Here is a 15,963-nt window from a genome sequence, read left to right on the forward strand (position 1 = left end):
TTCGATTGTGTTTGTTCCACCGGCAGAACCGGTTTCCCAAACTGTATTTCGTTGACGTTTTGCTGTTCAGTTTTCAAGGTTCATTTGAAAGGAATCAGATTGCATTCCTTATTTTTCTCGGTTGCCTCATCAGCGACCTTAATTAGAATACAACAGATATTAAAATATGTCAACACTTTTTAGCAACTTTTTATAAAAACACCGCAAAAGCGCATAGCGCCGCGAATCCTGGTATGCCCAAAATCGCTAACAACAATCCTGACAGGACATTCACAGGAACATAAACACCAATGAATCCCCCTGCAACATTCATAGCAAAGAGAATAAGGAACGCAAATGCCAATCGGAACCAATACACCGATAGACGCTCCAATACTTTCTGAATCTGTTTCTTGTCCATCACTAATAATAGAAGAAGTACCATTCCAATAATGCCAATACCGACAACTTTCACGGGAAACCGCCCCTTTCAATAGAATGGTTCATTATATGCAGTCCCGTGAAAATATATCAATCCCTACCGAGATGTCGAGCCCTTGCTTCTTTAAATAAATAGAAATGCTTACTTTCGGCTATTTTCCTACGGGCAATCACTTCTTGATCGTAGTCGTTAAGATATCTCTCGATTTCCTTTGCCTGTTCCCATTCCTCTTTCGTTTTCATCATTAACGAACGAAGTCGATTGTCAAACTCTTTTTCGAGCGTTCTTTTTCTATCAAACATGCAAATAGCCTCCTACAACTCCCTGCGTCCTTCCAGCGCCCTGGACAACGTGACCTCATCCGCGTATTCGAGATCGCCACCAACCGGCAATCCATGAGCAATTCTTGTTGTCTTTATACCCGAAGGTCTCACGAGCCTCGAAATGTACATCGCAGTTGTTTCCCCTTCAATCGTCGGATTCGTTGCCAATATCAATTCCTCTACCTCTTCATTCTGCAGACGTGTTAATAAGGAAGGAACATTGATATCTTCCGGTCCAATTCCATCCATTGGTGATATTGCACCATGCAGAACATGATAGAGTCCATTATAATCCCTCATCTTTTCTACCGCTATGACATCTTTCGGATCTTGGACGACACAGATCATCGTGCCATCCCGCTGTTCGTCTTGACAAATATGACACGGGTCGATATCCGTAATATGCCCGCAAACTGAACAGAACCTCAGATTCCTTTTTGCATCGACAAGCGCTTTTGCAAAATCCAATACAGTGTCTTCCTTCATGCTTAACACAAAAAACGCCAGTCGACCCGCTGTTTTCGGGCCGATACCTGGCAATTTCATAAAACTATCAATCAGTTTTGATATCGGTTCGGGATAATGCATGTTTTTTCCTCCTAGAACATTCCAGGGAGGTTCAATCCTTTCGTGAATTGACCCATCGTGGAGTTCGTTAATTCTTCCGCTCTTGCCATTGCCTCATTTGTAGCGATGACAATAAGATCCTGTAGCATTTCAACGTCTTCTGGATCGACTACCGACGGATCCATAATCACTTCCAACACTTGCTTATCCCCTGAAACAATGACTTTCACCATTCCACCGCCCGCTGCACCTTCAAGTCGTTTTTCGCCCAATTCTTCTTGTGCCTCAGCCATTTGTTTTTGCATTTTCTGCATTTGTTTCATCATACCTTGCATATTTCCCATACCGCGCATGTTCATTTCCTCCTCATAATTTTAATCGTCGTAGACTTCTATGAATTCCTTGCCAAAAATCTTCTCTGCTTCCGTTACAAGTGGATCAGCGTTTTCCTGCTCAGCTTCCTTTATAAACGAAAGCGGTTCTTCGGTATTCGCCTCTAAATCAGACAACCCGGGATCCTGCTGTTTGGCAAGCCCGTTTTTCTGGATGAAGTCTTCCCTTACTTTTAACCAACCTTCTTCAGGGACATAAAGCACTTCATACGCCTTTCCAGTCCTTGAACACAGTGCATCAGACAGACCTGATCGAAGTGACGGGTTTTCAGAAGCCATTAGACAATGGATTTCATATTTGAATTTTAACACAAATGCATTCTCGGATGCCGCGACAGGCTCCGTTTCCCCGAGAAGTGCAGCGTGGGATTTTTGCATTGTCTGCATCATACCTGCCCATTCTTGGCGTATCGTCTGGATATCCTGTTTCGTCGCTGCCTTTAATACTTCCTGTATCTTGCCTGTAGAAATTTTAAATGATTGAGAAGATTTAGAGGCATTCTTCTTCGGCTGTGCCACCCGATTCGCTGTAGGTTGCACCGCGATACCGTTTGAAATCTGTTGTTGCAGTTCCATAACAGTGCGCTCGAGTTCCGTCACTTTTTGTGTTAGTCCAGGGTCAACAGCCTGCCCACTTCCTGTTGGTTCTGTTTGGATATCCAGATGGATCATTTTCAATAACGCGGATTCGATATACACTTTCGCGTGATTTGAGAATCGCATTTCCTGTTGTGTTTTTGAAAGGATATCAATGAAGGAATATAAAACATCTGGATTGAACGCTTTCGCCATCTCCATAAAACGTTCATCACCTGATACGAGTTCAAGAAGACCTTTCAATTCGGGAGCCGTTCGGAGAAGGAGAAGATCTCGGAAAAACGTGATCAAATCCTCCGCAAGCCTAGAAACATCTTTACCTTCAGTAATAAGTCGATCAAGCAGTGAAAGGACCACCCCAGCATCCTTCGCAAGTAGCGCTTCCGCCAGCTGATAGAAGATGTCTTCACCAATCGAGCCTGTTACAAGGAGTGCATCTTCGATTGTTAGTTTTTCTCCACTGAACGATACGACTTGGTCGAGCATACTAAGTGCATCTCGCATTCCCCCGGAAGCAGCTTGCGCAATCACTTTCAAAGCGCCTTCATCAAATGCAATGCCTGTATCGTTCAACACAGTTTTTAGCCGATCAATAATATCGGTCGATGTAATCGGCTTGAAATCAAAACGCTGACATCTCGAAATAATTGTTAGTGGCAATTTATGTGGCTCTGTTGTCGCTAAAATGAACACCACATGTGATGGCGGTTCCTCTAACGTTTTCAAAAGTGCATTAAATGCCGAATTGGATAACATATGAACTTCATCAATAATATATACTTTAAAACGTGCATTTGATGGGGCAAATCGAACTTTTTCAATAATGTCTCGCATCTCTTCAACACGTGAATTCGACGCCGCGTCAAATTCAATGACATCCGTATTCGACCCTACCGTAATACTGAGGCATGTCGGACATTCGTTGCACGGTTCTTTTGCTGGGCCATTTTCACAGTTCAACGCTTTCGCAAAAATCTTCGCGGCACTCGTCTTCCCAGTTCCACGCGGACCTGAGAACAAATAGGCATGTGTCGTCTTATTATGAAGGAGAGCATTCTGAAGTGTCTGTTTCACATGTTGCTGTCCGGACATTTCAGCAAACGATTGGGGCCGATAAACACGGTAAAAAGCTTGATACACCAACAGTTTCCTCTCCCCCTGAACGCAATGTGGTTATATTCCTAGTATACCATAAAGCTACTCAAGAAACCTTTCAACAACAACAAAAAACCCGCCCATAAAAATGGACGAGTCGGATTGTGAAATTAATGCCGTGCACCTTCCTTCGACAGCCACACATAAGCGTTACTCCTGTCGCCAGCTCGGTCTAGGCGACCCTGCGGCACATGAGAAAGTCCACTTAATGCTGCTTCCTTCCAGACCTGACATGGTTCATGGGTTCCCATTGCGCAGGACCCAAACGTCAACACTACGTGCAAGAGGCAGACCCTACAATATGGACAGCCTCGGGAAGGGATTCAGTCTTGCTAGAGCGGATTGCAAGTTACAGGACACCGCTATCTCCCCACCTAGCACGGCTTTACCTAGTATACTCAATTTACTGACGTAAATCAATTAAAAACATATGAATAAAAGTCATTTCATGAAAACTATTGACACTACATCTCAGACATGATAAATTATTATTTGTTGATACGGAGGTATACCCAAGTTCGGCTGAAGGGATCGGTCTTGAAAACCGACAGGGGAGTCAAATCCCGCGGGGGTTCGAATCCCTCTACCTCCTCCATTTTTAAACACATCTCATATGATTGAGATTAACATATTTTTCACAAAAGACCTTGAACTCTAAAGGTCTTTTTTATTTTCACTATTAATAAAATCTCTCTATTTTGGTACAGCTTTATATTTAATCACTCTACTAACCAACCATAATACAAAACCCACAGCAAGCGACCCGTACCAAGGAATTAGAATTGCTGGTCCCTGCTCTTTATAAAACTGCATGACAGCCACTACAAAACCTATCAACAAGCCGCCTCTCAATCCACCACGGACTGTACTTTTCCGTATACTCTCTTCCTCACCAAATATAGAGCGCCTAGTTCCCCTAGAGGATAGCCATCCCGCTACGTTGTAGACAATGATAACTGCAACGGAAAATGCTATGCCGGAATACAAATAGATATGTTGATCAATAGCCTTGAACTGCAAAAAAATCAATAGCATTATTCCGCGAATCATCAGCAATCCAGCAAAGGGGTAGATCAAAAAATATGTACAAAAAGAGAATAAACTGCGCTTCCCGTCTTTTGGAAGCTGTCCAATTAACTCATCCGCATACCCTTTCGGATTATCACCAAAAATCTCTGCTGCCGTCTTTCCTTCTTCTTGCCCCTCAAGTAAATGATCAAGCATCTCTATAAGTACTTCTTCCGCCCGATGCTCCCCAAAAAAAAATTGAAGCCGGACATAGACGAGTAACTTCGAATAATACGCCTCGTTTTGCTCTGTTAATAACTCTCTCTTTATGTCATTCTCTGCTCTTAATTCTTTCATCGTCATTATCATTCTTCTCCCCCTACCAACAGCACTCCGACTGGCACTGCTAGTTGATGCCACTCTTTGCGAATCATCGTCAATGATGCTTTCCCTTCATCCGTAAGTGTATAATACTTTCGGTTCGGGCCTGATTCAGACGGGCGCATTTCTCCCTCGATTAATTTGTTTTTTTGCAACCGTAAAAGCACAGGATAGATTGTACCTTCGCTAACATCATGTAATCCAACGAGTTGAAGTTTTTTTGAAAGCTCATAGCCGTATACCGTTTCTTTTTCAATTATTGCAAGAACACAACCGTCAAGTATCCCTTTCAGCAGTTCACTTCTAACAGACATTTACAAGACCTACTTCCAGTACATGGTTAGACAATATAGCTAATTAAAAAACAACTACCTTGTAAGACAAAGTAGTTGTTTAAAATCATAGCCTATTGGTTTATTTGTGTCAATTAATTCATTTACGTGCGGGTACCAATCAATCCACTTGGAGCATTGTTACTCAACAAGCACCATATCATTTGTCCATTCAATCAATTCCTCAAACGTTAAACTAGGGTCATCAAGCACGATTGAATAACTCACTCCATTTTCTTTCCATAAAAGTGAACGGAAATCACCTGATTCCATGATCAATCCTTCTTGCCCTCGTATTGTGACTAATTTTTCACCTGGGAGCTTTAAATCTTCTCCATCTATTTCTTCTGGTGATTCAAACACCGCTGACATGAATAGGGGTAGATTGTCTTTTTCATAATTAAAATTAATTTCTTTACGTGCCAATTCGCCCTGCAATTCATCCATTTCAACCTTCGAAATAGTTCTTCCTTCTGTCTCGGGAAAATAAAGTTGGATTTCTCTACAATGATTTGTCTATATTCACACTTTTGAACAATCTTCTCACACGCTCCGTAAACAAAGTAGAAAAAACCTTTGCTTAGTTCATATTTTCATCACACAAACCTACAACAAACCAGGTACAACCGTTACTTTATTGTTCCATTCTTACTATTGGTTGCAGATATACAATCGGTCGCTTGCTCGGATAATCAGTCGCTCAACAGTAAATCTCCCCGCAATTTCCTGGATTGTGACGGGCACAAAAACTTATACTTTCGTATCTTTTTAAAAACAAAAATAGCGGCACTCTACTACCTGAGTCCGCTACTTTGTTTATTTCCTATTCATTTACACTGAGCGCCAGCAACCGAAGGGCGAACAGCGATACATTTATAGTAAGGGAAGTGGGCAGCCAATTTCACAGCTAACTGTTGTTCACTTCCTTCCTTCACAGCGATGAACAATGAAGGGCCCGCGCCACTGATTGTCATGCCAAATGCACCGAGTTCCTTGCTCATTTCTCGAATTTCATCAAAATCGGGAAATAACTGCTTTCGATACGGTTCGTGGAAAACATCCTTTTCCATCATCCGTCCCGCCGTCACCCAATCCCCTTGTACAATTGCCGCTGCCATCACGCTGCTTGCGGCACTGCCGAGCGTCGCCTCCATATGTAACAACTGTTTAGGAAGTAATCCCCTCGACTCTTCCGTTCGAAGCGCTTCAGGTGGCACGAGAATGACTGCACCAACTTTCGGTTCCGGAATATGGATCACATCAATTTCCTCACCGTCAAAATAGGAGATTGTCACCCCGCCAAGAAGTGCCGCCGACACATTGTCTGCATGGCCTTCAAGTTCACTTCCTATAAAAACCTTCTCTTTCGATGAAAGCTCCAATCCTGCAAGCCGGTTCGCAATTTCAATGCCTGCTGCAATTGCGGTTGCACTACTCCCGAGTCCTTTTCCAAGCGGGATATCCGAGCTAATCTGAAGCCGGTGGGCCGCTATCTTTTTTTCATACCGCCCTGCAACGTCTTGAATCGTTTGCACAATCAGATTGTCTTCCCCACTTGGTAAATCCCCGTACTCATCACCTTCATAAAAAACACTCCACGTTTCCGCAGATGCGACATCGACTGTCATATACAAAGCGAGAGCGAGCCCGATACTATCAAAGCCCGGGCCAAGATTTGCCGTAGTCGCAGGGACGACGACTGAAAAATTGGCCACCGTCATTATTTCGTCCCCGCTTTCAACTCACTTAGTAATTGGTCGAACGCTTCACGCGATAATAATACCTTGTCTTTATTTACTTCAATTGCCGTATCCGGATCTTTCAGTCCATTGCCTGTTAAAACAGCGACGACTGTAGATCCTTTCTTCAATAAACCACTCTCTACTTGTTTTTTCACGCCTGCAATGGAAGCACATGATCCTGGCTCTGCGAAAATCCCTTCAGAAGAAGCGATTAAGCTGTATGCTTCTAAAATTTCCTCGTCTGTAACAGCGAGAATTTTCCCGTTTGATTCGGCGAGTGCATTTTTCGCTAAATCCCAACTTGCCGGATTTCCGATTCTAATTGCAGTCGCAACGGTTTCAGGATTGTCGAATACGCGGTCATAGACGATTGGAGCCGCACCATCTGCTTGCACACCAAGAAGTGATGGTAGTGCTGTTCCTTTTTTATCCGCATATTCCTTGAATCCTTTCCAAGCTGCGGAAATATTGCCCGCATTGCCGACAGGAAGCGCAAAGATATCCGGAACTTTACCAAGCTGTTCAATCGTCTCAAACGCGATGGTCTTTTGTCCTTCAAGACGGTACGGATTCACTGAGTTTACAAGCGCGATATCCCCTTCACCGGCCTCCCGAACCATTCGGAGTGCTTCGTCAAAGTTCCCTTCAATCTCTAGGATTTCCGCTCCGTACATTTTCGCTTGCGCCAGCTTTCCAAGCGCAATGCGTCCTTCCGGAATAACGACAATTGTCCGCATTCCCGCACGTGCTCCGTACGCCGCAGCCGATGCAGATGTATTGCCTGTCGATGCACAGATCAGAATCTTTTTGCCTTCTTCTTTCGCCTTTGCAACCGCCATCACCATACCGCGGTCTTTAAAAGAACCAGTCGGATTCGTTCCTTCCGTTTTCACGTATAAATCAATTCCCCATTGTTCAGACAAGTTTTTCATATGAATGAGGGGTGTATTCCCTTCTTGTAGCGTCAGCGCTGGTGTATTTTCTGTCACTGGTAACCATTCTTTATATTCTTCAATCAATCCGTTCCATCTTCTCATCATTCTTCCCCCTCAACTCGGTAATGGCTCAACACACCAATTACTTCTGGTGTTTCATTCAGCTTTTTCACAATATCAAGATGCTGCTGACGTGAAATTTTATGTGTGATGAAAATCAAATCTGCTCCCGCTTCTTTTTTATCGGGATGTTGAATGACCGTCGCTAAACTTGCGTCATAGTCACTATAAATAGATGTTAACTTCGTCAAAACACCGACTTCATCTTTCACACGAATACGGTGGAAATAACGTGCGAACTTTTTGCTATCACTCTTCACTTTACGTGCATATTGCGGTGCATGGAGTCTTTTACCATTCACACCGAGAAGTAGATTGCGACACGCAGCAACAATATCCCCCGTCACAGACGTCGCAGTCGGCAATGAGCCTGCACCTGGCCCATAAAACATCGTTTCTCCAACCGCATCTCCATAAATGTAGACCGCATTGAATTCATTGTTCACTGACGCAAGTGGGTGAGAATTCGGGAACAGCACCGGCTCTACCGCTACTTCAATACCCTCTTCATCCTTTTTAGCAGAACCGGCCAGCTTCACTGTATAGCCGAATTGTTCCGCAAGTTCCAAGTCCCCTTCCTTAATTTCCTTCATTCCTCTAACAAAGACATCTTCTAGAAGGACTTCCGTGGAGAAAGAAAGTGAAGCGAGAATGACCATTTTACGTGCTGCGTCAATTCCGTCAACGTCTGCCGATGGGTCCGCTTCTGCAAACCCAAGTGCTGTCGCCTCTGCCAATGCATCTTCATACGTCATCTTGTCGTGTTTCATTTTCGTCAAAATGAAGTTCGTCGTTCCATTCACAATACCCGTCAATGCACTGATACGGTCAGATGCAAGTCCGTCTTCCAGTGTACGAATCAATGGAATTCCACCGCCGACACTTGCCTCGTAAAATAGATCGCATTTATTTTCATCTGCTAGCTTTAATAGTTCAAGTCCAGATACCGCCATGACGTCCTTATTCGCTGTCACAACGCCTTTACCCGCACGTAGCGAGCTCTCAATCGCTTTTTTCGCCTCACTTGTCCCACCAATCACTTCCACAATCAAATCGATAGACGGATCTCCAAGTACTTCATTCAAATCATTCGTGAATATTTCAGAAGAGAGAATGGTTTCCCTCTTTTTATGTAGATCTTTAACGAGAACTTTTTTTATGACTACAGGTACGCCAAGCTTATGACGCAGGTCGTCTTGATGGTTTTGCAAAATCTTTGCAACCCCACTTCCTACTACCCCGAATCCTAATAAACCAATATTAATTTCATTTTTCATTTGACTACGCCCCTAACTTTTATGTACACTATGAAAAAACATTTGTACATTGCATAAAGACATTATAGTGAAATATTCGGATAAGTACAACCCTGGTTCATGATATTATTGAATATAACACAAAATTGCTACTACAAATAGATTGGATTTGATGACCTTGAAAGTATGTAAATTTGGCGGAACATCCGTCGCATCGGCCGAACAAATCAAAAAAGTTGCAAACATCGTCACATCTGACTCTTTAAGAAAAATCATCGTCGTATCAGCACCAGGTAAACGGTTTAGTGATGATACAAAAGTGACAGATCTACTCATCCATCTTGCAGAAACTGCGCTTAGAGGAAATGACACAGAAATTGAATTACAAGAAGTAGTAAATCGATACCGACTTATCGCTGAAGGACTTGGCCTTAACGAAGAAATCGTCCAAGTCATCGAAAAGGATTTACGAGAACGGCTTGCCGGCGACGAAAACGATCCAATTCTTTTCATGGATTGCCTGAAGGCATCTGGGGAAGATAACAACGCTAAATTGATTGCTACCTATTTCGTACATGTCGGCTTACCGGCACGCTATGTATGTCCGAAGGAAGCTGGACTTCTTGTCAACCAGCGTCCTGAGCGTGTACGAGCATTACCGGAAGGAGATGAACGACTCTCTGAATTACGACACGAGCCTGGCATCATCGTGTTTCCCGGATTTTTCGGGTATACAGAAGACGGGACATTGCGGACATTCAATAGAGGAGGTTCTGATATTACAGGATCCATATTAGCTGCTGCTACGGGTGCTGAACTATATGAAAACTTCACGGATGTTGATTCCGTCTTTGCTGCTAACCCGACTATCGTCGAAAACCCGATAGCCATTACGAAGATGACCTACCGTGAAATGCGTGAACTGGCCTATGCCGGCTTCTCCGTCTTCCATGATGAAGCGCTTATGCCCGCATTCCGTCGGTCCGTACCCGTCTGCATTAAAAACACGAATAATCCAGATGCGCCCGGAACTCAGATTGTCAAAGAACGGGATCACTCCGATCAGCCAGTCATCGGCATCGCAGCGGATAGCGGATTCTCTACCTTATTCGTCGATAAATACCTAATGAACCAGGAAATCGGATTCGGTCGTCGCCTACTGCAACTATTTGAGGAGGAAGAGATTCCATTCGAACATACACCTTCTGGTATCGATAACCTATCCGTCATTATTCGAAGCGAATACCTTACAGATGAAAAAGAGGCGCGGATCATCCGCCGGGTAAAAGACGAATTGAAAGCGGACAACGTCCATCTGCACTCCAATTATTCAATGATCGTCCTTGTAGGTGAAGGAATGCGCCACACAACAGGTCTCGCCGCCCGAGCCGCAACAGCAATCGCTCGGTCAGGCGCCAGCATCCAGATGATCAACCAAGGATCGTCCGAAGTGAGCCTCGTCTTCGGCGTCCTGAAAGAAGATGAAATAAAAATTCTGAAAGAGCTTTATGAAGAATTCTTTCAGAAGTCTACCATAGCCTTATAAGTTAAAAAGGCGCATCGTCTATGAATAGGATGCGCCTTTACTATTTTTTAAAATAGGTAATAAAACTGCCTAATAATGGCAAAAACTATCATATCTGACATTTCTAAAGCTTGCGCTTCAATTTTATCAAACACTTCTATACCTGCTTTAAAATCTTTCTGAATCATATAAACCGCTTCAAGTTTCGTTAAAGCCAAATGCGTATAAAACATTTTCCTTACTTCTTCTTTTCCTAAATACGGATTGATGCCACTTAAAAATTCGGCAATATCATCGGCATTCCGATACCATTGCTTCTCTGCCTCCGCCGCCTTTTCCGCATCCCCCATTACAGCTGCTGTTACTAATTCTGCGGCTAGCAATAGATGTTCTGTAATAAGTACAGTATATCGATCCGCTATTTTATCCCCATAAAAAGGCCTTAAAAAATTCCCCATATCCGTCGCATTTCTCAAAAGACGTTCTTGGACAAACTGTAAATCCGGCAAACCAAAAACGATGCTGATAATCGTCATTCTCGTCCAGTTGACATGCTCCATCCAAAGAAGCCGGTTCATACTTATAAAATCTACCTCCGCCTTACTTATGCAACATCTTCCATATAAGTCAGTCGCATTATTCGCAATATACCTGACAGACGCTGTATATTGCGAATATAATTCCCGGTTATCGGAGTTATTAACCGATTTGACAGGAAGAGAGCGAAAATCATTTGAATAAGGGTACACTTCACAATCACTCCTCTAATTCGTAACTTCGATGTCAACCTTTCACAAAAAAAACCATATTATAAGATTCCCCGGCACTTAAAAAATACAGAGCACTGACTAAAGAACCGTAGTCTAAAAATGGTATACTTTGCCCAATAATCGGAATGATGATATACAACCTTCATCAATTTATCGACATGAATTTATAAGGAAATTTCCTAACAATTGCACCCGAAATCATATCCACCATTTCCAGTACTTCCATTTCCTTTTTATCGAACACGTCCACACTCGCCTAGAAGTGCCTGTTAAGCATGCTAATCATCCCTTGTTTTATTAGCAGTCAATGTTCACCAAACATTTTTCGAAATTCTTATGCCGATAAATAAGGATTGATGTTGTATAAAAACATCGTGATCTGTACTGACACAATCTATAGGCCTTATCATACATAGCAGTACACTCTTCCCCAATAAGCATTTACTTCAGCTACGCTCCCAAAACTTCCGTAAGTGTAACAACACTACATCCTATTCGAATGTCCCGTGATTAGTGAAATGAAAAAAAGTAGCCATAATCAATGGCTACTTACTTAAATGTGAGGTCTGCTCCAGAAAATAACCAATCCGCTCGACGATGGTTTCCACTTCATGCGGATTTTCTATCAAGTCGTAATCATTAATATCCAATCTAAGAACAGGACATGCGTTGAATGAATCAATCCATTTTTCATAGCGCAAATGCATCTCTTCCCAGTATGTAATCGGTGTTTGCTGTTCCATCGGACGACCGCGTTCTTTCACCCGTGAAATGATAGCATCGAGCGGCCCTTCCAAGTAAATAAGCAAGTTCGGATGCGGAAAGTACGGCGTCATGACCATCGCTTCAAATAAGTTCGTATAGGTATCATAATCGACCGAGTCCATCGTACCTTTTTCCTTATGCATCTTGGCGAATATACCTGTATCTTCATAGATTGAACGATCTTGGATAAACCCGCCGCCATACTCAAAAATGCGTTTCTGTTCTTTAAATCGTTCGGCTAGAAAATAAATTTGTAGATGGAAACTCCACTTTTTAAAGTCTTCATAAAAGCGATCGAGATACGGATTCTGATCGACGCTTTCAAACGATGTTCTGAAGTTCAATGCTTCTGCAAGCGCCGTTGTCATCGTCGATTTCCCGACACCGACCGTCCCTGCAATCGTAATGACAGCATTTTGTGCAATACCATATTTTTCACGTAAGTTCATTTGAAATAACTCCTTTTCGTATCGTTATATCGACTTCTTTTAAAATGAATTCTAAATCCTTTTCATTGTTCACAAAATCAAGTTCATCTCCATTGAAACGGAGCACGGGTATTCCGGGATGTTCCTTTTCGAAATAAGTGATGAATGTTTCATAATCTTCGGCAAGTTGCTGTAAATAAGTGGGTTCCATGTTTTTCTCGAACTCACGGCCACGCATAGCAATTCTCTTCATAAGCGTATCTAGGCTACCATTAAGATAGACAATGATGTTTGGAACGGGCATGTCCTTCGTCAAAATCTTGTAGATTTCCTCATACTTAACATATTCTTCAGAACGTAATGTCCGTTTTGCAAAAATGAGGTTCTTAAAAATATGATAATCGGCAACAACTGGCTTCTGTTCAATCATAATTTCAGTTTTTATATCACTAAGCTGTTTGTAGCGATTACAGAGAAAAAACATTTCAGTTTGAAAGCTCCACTCTTCGATGTTGTCATAGAATTTATTTAAAAACGGATTTTCATCCACGATTTCCTTCAACTGATGGAATTGTTGCGTTTCCGCGATAGCTTGGGAAAGTGACGTTTTTCCAACGCCGATTGGACCTTCGACCGTTATGAACGGGACAGACATGGATTGTCCTCCTTTATTGTTCTATTAAGTAATGCTCTTTATTTTATCACACGCGTGAAACGAAAAATACAGTCCAAAGTTTTTTTCACGGACTTCAACATTTTAAATTATTCCACGTGGAACAATGCTACACTATTGGCAAGGAGCGATGACGATGGATTCATTTGAAACAGACCGGATTTATATGCGCTTAGCAATCGATGAAGCTATGAAAGCCGAGGCTCTTGGAGAAGTGCCAATTGGTGCAATCATCGTATATGATCATCGAGTTATTGCACGGGCACACAACTTACGTGAAACGACCCAAAATGCTGTCACACATGCGGAGTTATCCGCGATACAGGACGCGTGCCGTGAAATCGGTAGCTGGCGACTCGAAGACACAACACTTTACGTCACACTGGAGCCTTGTCCAATGTGCGCCGGTGCTATTTTGCAATCAAGGATTCCACGTGTCGTTTATGGGGCCCGCGATCCGAAAGGTGGTTGTGTCGATTCACTTTATCGACTATTGAACGACCCACGTTTCAATCACGAGTGCGACGTAGTAGAAGGCGTACTTGCGGAGGAATGCGGAGAGATACTAACAGCATTTTTCAGAGCCATTCGTGAACGAAAAAAAAGAATGAAAAAAGAAATCGTGCAGGACGTCGAATGACGCCTTGCACGATTTTCATCTTTATAACGTAATAACTTCTTTTCCACCCATATACGGACGCAATACTTCAGGAATAACGACAGAACCGTCTTCCTGCTGATAATTTTCAAGGATTGCCGCAACCGTACGCCCCACTGCCAGACCACTGCCATTCAGCGTGTGAACGAATTCCGGTTTTGCTCCTGCTTCACGACGAAAACGAATATTTGCACGACGCGCCTGGAAATCCTCGAAGTTGGAGCAAGAAGAAATTTCACGGTACATATTCTGTGTCGGAATCCATACTTCCAGGTCATATTTCTTCGCTGCCGTAAATCCAAGATCCGCAGTACACATTTTCAGAGTACGGTACGGTAGTTGTAATAACTGCAATACTTTTTCCGCATGACCTGTCAAATTCTCAAGTTCAACATAAGAGTCTTCCGGTTTTACGAAACGAACAAGCTCCACTTTGTTGAACTGGTGCTGGCGAATCAATCCACGCGTATCCCGGCCAGCAGATCCCGCCTCTGAGCGGAAATTCGTACTGTAGGCCGCGAACGCCACTGGTAACTGAGCAACGCCTAAAATTTCATCACGGTAAAAGTTGGTAACTGGGACTTCAGATGTTGGGATAAGAAAATAATCCTCTTCCTCAATTAAAAATGCATCTTCCTCAAACTTCGGTAGCTGACCTGTCCCCGTTAAGCTTGCACGATTGACCATATACGGTGGTAACATTTCCTCATAGCCATGCTCATCCTGATGAAGGTCAAGCATGAAGTTAATCAATGCGCGCTCCAGACGTGCACCAAGCCCGCGATAAAAGACAAAACGACTCCCCGTCACTTTTGCAGCACGTTCAAAATCAAGTAGATTCAAATCAGTCCCGAGTTCCCAATGTGGTTTCGGTTCGAATCCGAATTCGGGCGTTTCTCCCCACTTACGGATTTCAACGTTATCATCTTCGCTGTCGCCAACCGGTACACTGTCATGTGGAATGTTCGGAATGCGCATCATGATGTAGTTCAATTCTTCTTCGACCGTATGCAGTTCTTCGTCAATCTTTTTGATGTCGTCCCCGACTTGACGTGTACGAGCAATAACATCATCTGCGTTTTCTTTATTACGCTTCATTTCGGCTACCTTTTGGGATACTTCGTTACGTTCTGCCTTCAAGCCTTCAACTTTTGCGATTAATGCTCTACGTTTATCATCAAGACCTTGAAATTTATCGAGCTGTGAGATATCCTCCCCACGTTTAGAAAGTTTTTCTTTTATTTCATCGAAATTAGCACGAACTTTTTTAATATCTAGCATAGATAATTCCTCCTTATACTTTTTTGACGATAATGGGAATTAGTCGACAAAAAAAGCCCTCCATCCCCTATAAAAGGGACGAGAACTTCCCGCGTTACCACCCAAATTGACTAGACAAAAAGCCCAATCCACTCTATTGAAATAACGGCCCAATTACCGGCACAGACCTACTAAACGTTTCAGCCCGGCTACTCAAGGTTGGATTCACAAAGGTTTTTACCGGCTCGCACCACCCGCCGACTCTCTTCAAAAAACGCACTTGCTACTACTTCCCATCATCGTCTCATGTTTGAAATTATCATTATTTTACTACATAACTGATTTTTTAGCAAGTTATCACCCTGCCAACAAGGCTGTCGTAATGGCAGAAAAAATAAGTGCAAATAGCAAAGTTAGCCCCAAACTTATCTTTCCTTTATTGCCCAACACACCATTTGCAATCAGACCGATAACAACCATTATGATAAAAGTACTTAAAAAAGTGATATCTGGATCGTACATGGAATATCTCCTTTCCATACTTAAACCCATACTACCACTTCAATCGAGTAGGAGGCTAATCATTATTTGATCAGCCGACCTCTCACACCACCGTACGTACCGTTCGGTATACGGCGGTTCAACCTTTTAAGTA

The 15,963-nt window shown here is 42.9% G+C and carries 18 protein-coding genes, 1 tRNA gene, 1 other RNA gene and 1 other annotated feature; of the genes, 3 read left to right on the forward strand and 17 right to left on the reverse strand.

Translation table 11 applies throughout. The annotated features are described in order from the left end of the window. Positions 1-190: 190 nt before the first annotated feature. The 6 genes from H4683_RS20210 to ffs all read right to left on the reverse strand — a co-directional run bounded on the left by H4683_RS20210 (position 191) and on the right by ffs (position 3,838). Positions 191-454 carry a pro-sigmaK processing inhibitor BofA family protein gene (locus tag H4683_RS20210; RefSeq protein WP_338062509.1) on the reverse strand — a complete coding sequence of 88 codons (264 nt, stop codon included), beginning with the start codon at positions 452-454 and terminating at the stop codon, positions 191-193. A gap of 56 nt (positions 455-510) precedes the next feature. After that, positions 511-723 (reverse strand): YaaL family protein, encoded by a 213-nt coding sequence (locus tag H4683_RS20215; RefSeq protein WP_192600629.1) that lies wholly within the window; start codon positions 721-723, stop codon positions 511-513. 12 nt (positions 724-735) lie between these two features. Then, positions 736-1,332, reverse strand: a complete 597-nt coding sequence (gene recR, locus H4683_RS20220; RefSeq protein ID WP_192600630.1) for a recombination mediator RecR — start codon at positions 1,330-1,332, stop codon at positions 736-738. Positions 1,333-1,343: 11 nt separating this feature from the next. Next, entirely contained in the window at positions 1,344-1,664 is a 321-nt protein-coding gene (locus tag H4683_RS20225) for a YbaB/EbfC family nucleoid-associated protein (RefSeq protein WP_192600631.1), read from the reverse strand. A 21-nt stretch (positions 1,665-1,685) separates the two neighbouring features. Continuing rightward, a complete protein-coding gene (gene dnaX / locus H4683_RS20230; RefSeq protein WP_192600632.1) occupies positions 1,686-3,443 on the reverse strand; it encodes a DNA polymerase III subunit gamma/tau in 1,758 nt (585 codons plus the stop codon). 128 nt (positions 3,444-3,571) lie between these two features. Beyond that, an RNA gene (ffs, locus tag H4683_RS20235) (signal recognition particle sRNA large type) lies at positions 3,572-3,838 on the reverse strand. A gap of 119 nt (positions 3,839-3,957) precedes the next feature. On the opposite strand from ffs, the gene H4683_RS20240 reads away from it, so the two are divergent. Beyond that, a tRNA-Ser gene (locus H4683_RS20240) sits at positions 3,958-4,050 on the forward strand. 98 nt (positions 4,051-4,148) lie between these two features. Here H4683_RS20240 and H4683_RS20245 read toward each other — a convergent pair. From H4683_RS20245 to H4683_RS20270, 6 genes are all read right to left on the reverse strand, one after another. Further along, a complete protein-coding gene (locus H4683_RS20245) occupies positions 4,149-4,832 on the reverse strand; it encodes a DUF1129 family protein (RefSeq protein WP_192600633.1) in 684 nt (227 codons plus the stop codon). Then, positions 4,829-5,158 (reverse strand): PadR family transcriptional regulator, encoded by a 330-nt coding sequence (locus H4683_RS20250; RefSeq protein WP_192600634.1) that lies wholly within the window; start codon positions 5,156-5,158, stop codon positions 4,829-4,831. The genes H4683_RS20245 and H4683_RS20250 overlap by 4 nt, the downstream gene beginning before the upstream one ends. Positions 5,159-5,317: 159 nt before the next feature. After that, the gene (locus H4683_RS20255) at positions 5,318-5,623 is read right to left on the reverse strand and encodes a hypothetical protein (RefSeq protein WP_192600635.1); all 306 of its coding nucleotides are present in this window, start codon (positions 5,621-5,623) and stop codon (positions 5,318-5,320) included. Positions 5,624-6,003: 380 nt separating this feature from the next. Further along, the gene (gene thrB, locus H4683_RS20260; RefSeq protein ID WP_192600636.1) at positions 6,004-6,897 is read right to left on the reverse strand and encodes a homoserine kinase; all 894 of its coding nucleotides are present in this window, start codon (positions 6,895-6,897) and stop codon (positions 6,004-6,006) included. Next, complete coding sequence (thrC, locus tag H4683_RS20265; RefSeq protein ID WP_192600637.1) at positions 6,897-7,955, reverse strand: threonine synthase; 1,059 nt, start codon at positions 7,953-7,955, stop codon at positions 6,897-6,899. The genes thrB and thrC overlap by 1 nt, the downstream gene beginning before the upstream one ends. Continuing rightward, positions 7,955-9,250 carry a homoserine dehydrogenase gene (locus H4683_RS20270; protein ID WP_192600638.1) on the reverse strand — a complete coding sequence of 432 codons (1,296 nt, stop codon included), beginning with the start codon at positions 9,248-9,250 and terminating at the stop codon, positions 7,955-7,957. The genes thrC and H4683_RS20270 overlap by 1 nt, the downstream gene beginning before the upstream one ends. A gap of 157 nt (positions 9,251-9,407) precedes the next feature. Here H4683_RS20270 and H4683_RS20275 point away from each other — a divergent pair, with 157 nt between their 5' ends. After that, positions 9,408-10,775, forward strand: coding sequence for an aspartate kinase (locus H4683_RS20275; protein ID WP_192600639.1), 1,368 nt, complete (start codon positions 9,408-9,410; stop codon positions 10,773-10,775). 47 nt (positions 10,776-10,822) lie between these two features. Here the strand turns inward: H4683_RS20275 and H4683_RS20280 are convergent, their stop codons facing one another. The 3 genes from H4683_RS20280 to H4683_RS20290 form a co-directional block, all read right to left on the reverse strand. Then, positions 10,823-11,332: an acetylglutamate kinase gene (locus H4683_RS20280; RefSeq protein WP_225942272.1), complete on the reverse strand. Its 510-nt coding sequence runs from the start codon at positions 11,330-11,332 to the stop codon at positions 10,823-10,825. A gap of 737 nt (positions 11,333-12,069) precedes the next feature. Further along, positions 12,070-12,738 carry a deoxynucleoside kinase gene (locus tag H4683_RS20285; protein ID WP_192600640.1) on the reverse strand — a complete coding sequence of 223 codons (669 nt, stop codon included), beginning with the start codon at positions 12,736-12,738 and terminating at the stop codon, positions 12,070-12,072. Further along, on the reverse strand, positions 12,725-13,372 hold the full coding sequence (locus tag H4683_RS20290) for a deoxynucleoside kinase (RefSeq protein WP_192600641.1): 648 nt from the start codon (positions 13,370-13,372) through the stop codon (positions 12,725-12,727). Before H4683_RS20290 ends, H4683_RS20285 begins: the two co-directional genes overlap by 14 nt. A gap of 154 nt (positions 13,373-13,526) precedes the next feature. Between H4683_RS20290 and tadA the strand changes: the two genes are divergently transcribed. Further along, a complete protein-coding gene (tadA, locus tag H4683_RS20295) occupies positions 13,527-14,030 on the forward strand; it encodes a tRNA adenosine(34) deaminase TadA (RefSeq protein ID WP_192600642.1) in 504 nt (167 codons plus the stop codon). 21 nt (positions 14,031-14,051) lie between these two features. Here tadA and serS read toward each other — a convergent pair whose 3' ends face one another. Then, positions 14,052-15,329: a serine--tRNA ligase gene (gene serS / locus H4683_RS20300; RefSeq protein ID WP_192600643.1), complete on the reverse strand. Its 1,278-nt coding sequence runs from the start codon at positions 15,327-15,329 to the stop codon at positions 14,052-14,054. Between the two features lie 71 nt (positions 15,330-15,400). After that, positions 15,401-15,617 (reverse strand) — a binding site (T-box leader). 48 nt (positions 15,618-15,665) lie between these two features. Further along, complete coding sequence (locus tag H4683_RS20305; RefSeq protein ID WP_192600644.1) at positions 15,666-15,830, reverse strand: hypothetical protein; 165 nt, start codon at positions 15,828-15,830, stop codon at positions 15,666-15,668. Between the last annotated feature and the right edge of the window lie 133 nt (positions 15,831-15,963).

This window comes from Sporosarcina limicola, from assembly GCF_014873855.1.
GTDB lineage: Bacteria > Bacillota > Bacilli > Bacillales_A > Planococcaceae > Sporosarcina > Sporosarcina limicola.